3 protein-coding genes are annotated in these 3,643 nt (G+C 56.2%); 1 reads left to right on the top strand and 2 read right to left on the bottom strand.

Annotated features, from left to right (window positions below):
• Positions 1 to 594: 594 nt before the first annotated feature.
• Both PBA01S_RS22375 and PBA01S_RS22380 read right to left on the bottom strand, forming a co-directional pair.
• On the bottom strand, positions 595 to 1,662 hold the full coding sequence (locus PBA01S_RS22375; protein ID WP_016312922.1) for a phosphodiester glycosidase family protein: 1,068 nt from the start codon (positions 1,660 to 1,662) through the stop codon (positions 595 to 597).
• On the bottom strand, positions 1,659 to 2,069 hold the full coding sequence (locus PBA01S_RS22380; protein WP_016312921.1) for a hypothetical protein: 411 nt from the start codon (positions 2,067 to 2,069) through the stop codon (positions 1,659 to 1,661). The genes PBA01S_RS22375 and PBA01S_RS22380 overlap by 4 nt, the downstream gene beginning before the upstream one ends.
• A 199-nt stretch (positions 2,070 to 2,268) precedes the next feature.
• Here PBA01S_RS22380 and PBA01S_RS22385 point away from each other — a divergent pair.
• Positions 2,269 to 3,643 (top strand): aminotransferase class I/II-fold pyridoxal phosphate-dependent enzyme (locus tag PBA01S_RS22385; protein ID WP_371859566.1); only part of this gene is annotated, 1,375 nt, incomplete at its 3' end.

Here is a 3,643-nt window from a genome sequence, read left to right on the forward strand (position 1 = left end):
GAATTCGGAATGTTCGCAGAAGGGAGTAATAACGTCTCTGAGGTCCGTTAGCATAGGGACGTCGGAGCAAGTTGAGACGATTTGAAAACAACGGAAGGCCCAGCTGAATCCAAGATTCGAAGCCGAGCCTTCTGCATTTGAAAAAACTTCGTGATGAGAAGTTGCCCTTTTGAGTGACCGGTAAAATGAAGAGTCAAAAGGGCGGGTTATCAGCACCGAGAAGGTTGGAAGAAGCTTAGGGACTGAGTAGCGGAGCGTAGCAAAGGGCTACGAGAGCAACGGAAGGCCCGGCTGAATCCAAGATTCGAAGCCGAGCCTTCTGCATTTGAAAAAACTTCGTGATGGGAAGTCGCCCTTTTGAGTTACATCTTAAAGGCCTTTGGTTTTATCGTCGTTATAGGCTGCAGTCAAAATCCCGCACAAAAACATCGCCAAAACGAGTGCAATAATCCAGAACGTTAAAGAGAATGACAAGCCGAACACCTCCACGTTGTACTCCTTCCCCTATTATACCCGGCAATCGTCCAAAAATAAATCAAAATGTGATGGATTTCATAGACAAGTTGCTCGTGGAAGAAGACGTTGAGAAGCGGCTCATTTAAAAAACAAGAAATGCGTGGGCACAGGCCGAAGTGCCCCGTCGGACGGGTGGTTGATCACCCGGCCATTGACAACCAGGGAGGAGGAGCCTCCGCCGTCCAGGTTGTAGGCGTCTTGTACGCCCAGGTTCGCCAGTTTGTTTTGCAATTCTTCCAGCGTTGCGCCGGAACGGCCCTTTTCGTTATCGCCGTCGACGACCAGCACCAGCAGTTGATCATCCTTGTAATTTCCGATCACCGTACGCGGCGCCCGCAGCGGGGAGGTCTTCCACTTATCCGGGATGGGGAGCTTAACTCCATTTTGCAGCAGGATGGGGACAAAGGAAGCGCCGAACTTTGGTTGCAGCTTGTCCAGGCTCTCCTTGTTCTTAAATTTGCCGCCGATCAATTGCCCCGACTGATTTAGTCCAACGAAAAATAAATCCTTATAAGAAGGCTCAAAGCCGTTCACGTATTGCCCGTTGAGGACCGTAGTGCTCAAGGGGTAGCGTTGCCCGCGGGAATCGGCAAATCCGCCGGCGTTAATGCCGGCAACCGCTCCGTAGCGCTGCACTGCTTGCTTCGTCGTTTCCGCCCCGCCCAGTCGATCTTTGCCCAGCGTCATTTTCATGGCATCCGGTGACTTGAGTCGAATCTTCATCGCATACCCGCGGTACGTGCCGGGGTTCACTTTGTAGAGCTCGATGCGAATCCGGTCGCTTTGGATCGTCTCAAATGGTACCCCTAACTTGGAGGTGATCCGCCGATCGTAGATGGATTCGGGTTTGGCGGATACCGTCTTGGCATTTTTGACGATGTCGCTCATGGTTTGGGTAGTCTTCTGGTAGAGCTCGGCCGTCTTTCGGATGGAGGAAATGGTCGTCTTGGCGTCTTTCTCCGCTTTCGTTAATCCTTCCGCGATGGAGGCGGTGGTTTGGAAGACGTCCGCTTCGGGCGTGATGGGGTGCGGTGACCGGTTCCATTGAATCGCGGCCCCGCTGACGAAGAGAGCAATCAAGAGTCCGATCAAAGGTCCAGTAGCCAGCAGAAAAAAACGGTTGATTTGTTTAACTGGTGTGATCATTTCAGCAGATCCATCTTTTTCTGTAGTGCGGCCAACTGTTCCTTGACCTCGCTTAATTGCGAGAACAATTTGTTGCTGTTATCCGTTTTTTCGCTGGTGTTGTCCTTGGTGAATTCAAGCAATTCGTTGAACGCTTGCACTTTGTTTTGCAATTCCTGAACTTCCTCGGACAAAGCGGTGAGCTGGGCAGTATAATCGGCTTTCATGAGCTCGGCTTCGCTTTGCCATTTGGCGTCCAGCTGGTCAATCATCGATTGCTTCAAATGGTTGCTATACATATAGGCCGCAGTGACACCGGCACCGATCAGCAGGATCCAGATCAGAATAATCAGGGCTACGGAAGGCCGCCGTGTTCTCCTGCTGCGACTCGTTTCGGTGACGGTTGCAGATTCCGTAGAGTAAGGCATGGAGATTCACCTCTAGACATAGTTTCGTACGTTTTGTGCAGCTTTCATTCTATCATGTCGACACGAGGTTCGCAAAAATGATAGATTTGCCAATTCTTCGCCAAAATCAAGCACGACGCAGGGTTTGGCTGCTGTTGTCTGGGAAATTTGTCCTGCAGTACAATTGCAGATACAAGTGAAATGGAAACGGGGTGTTCTTGTGGACACGGGCTTGGAAATGCTAAAACGTCGGCTGCCGCCGGTCTTTGCCCAGGAAATCGAGGATGGGGTGCGGGGGGGCCGCCTCATTTCATTAGCAGGGCTGCATGGGAACGGGGGCAACGTGCGGCTGGAAGGGATCTCCGCTGCGGACGACCAAGGACAAAGCGGATCGAAGGCGGGGCGCCGCGATGCTGGCGCCTTGCTGGAATGGTTGGCTGAGGCCTATGAAGAGGCCGAAGGCATCCGCACGCACCCGCAGCAATGGTTGCTGGCTGAAAGCGCCGATGGGGCGCTTGACCTGCTGCTGCGGGTGTTGGTGCCGGGCGGCGGCACGGTGCTCGTCGAGACGCCGGCCGCTCCGGAGGCGCTGGAGCTGATGCGCCGCCGCGGAATCCGCGCGGTCCCGGTAGCCTGTGACCGGGACGGCATGCTGCCGGACGATCTGCGGCAGAAATGCAAGCCGTCGGGAGGGCGGCCCGCTTTCATCTATGTGACGCCGCATTTTTCCAACCCGTCCGGCCGGGTGTGGAGCCGGCAGCGCAAGCTGGCGCTGCTGGAGCTCAGCGAGCGACTGGGGGTGCCGATCGTCGAGGACGATACGGCGTGCTTGGTGCCGCTCGCGGAAGGGGCTTTCGCCTTGGGAGGGGGCGACAGAATGAAGCGGGTGGAGGTATCCGTTGCAAAGGCAAGCACGAAACCCGAAGGAGGGAAGGAGGGGATCCATAAGGACGGAGAGGCAAAGCAAGATCGGATTCGAGTAGATGCGGGAAGTCATCCCATTTCGGGTGCGGCGGAGACCAAGGACGGGGTTGGGAAGCGGCGTGAAACGGAAAATAAGCCTGAGGCGGACAATCTTAGAGGGGTGGGCTATCAAGAAAACCGAGTTGAACCTGAGGCAGAAGATATGGGGATGGATCGCAGTGAAAGTCCAGGCAAGGGGGGTGCCAAGAGCAGCGGCCTACGTGGGGAACCGGGCGTGGAACCGAGGAAGGAAGTGAGGGGCGAGCCGGACGTAGACCTGAAGTCGGAATTGCTGGCAGAACAAAGCGGTGTAAATGAAGGAGTGGCTGAGGGGAAGAGCCTGGCCGTCAGGCAGGTTGAGAGGGAAGCCGAGGGACACCGACGAGTCGAGAATTTGGGCGAAGCTGGGGCTGATGCGGATACCACGTCGCTGTTTGCGCTGCGCCAGCAGGCGGGACTGTGGGGAGCCGAGATCATCAGCCTCGGCTCCCTGGAGCGGACGCTGACGCCGCAGCTGCCGCTGGCCTGGCTGCGCGGCGAAGCGAAAACGATGGAACGGCTGCGCCAAGTTCCATCGCTCGGCAGCTCCAGCGCCGCGGGTGCGGCCGTGGCCGAGCGAGCCCGGCGGCTCC

The sequence above is a fragment of the Paenibacillus barengoltzii NBRC 101215 genome (assembly GCF_004000745.1).
Taxonomy (GTDB): domain Bacteria; phylum Bacillota; class Bacilli; order Paenibacillales; family Paenibacillaceae; genus Fontibacillus; species Fontibacillus barengoltzii.

Excerpts from the sequence above, each read along its gene's own strand:
- PBA01S_RS22375 (WP_016312922.1), bottom strand. The coding sequence starts at position 1,662 with ATGATCACACCAGTTAAACAAATCAACCGTTTTTTTCTGCTGGCTACT.
- PBA01S_RS22380 (WP_016312921.1), bottom strand. The coding sequence starts at position 2,069 with ATGCCTTACTCTACGGAATCTGCAACCGTCACCGAAACGAGTCGCAGC.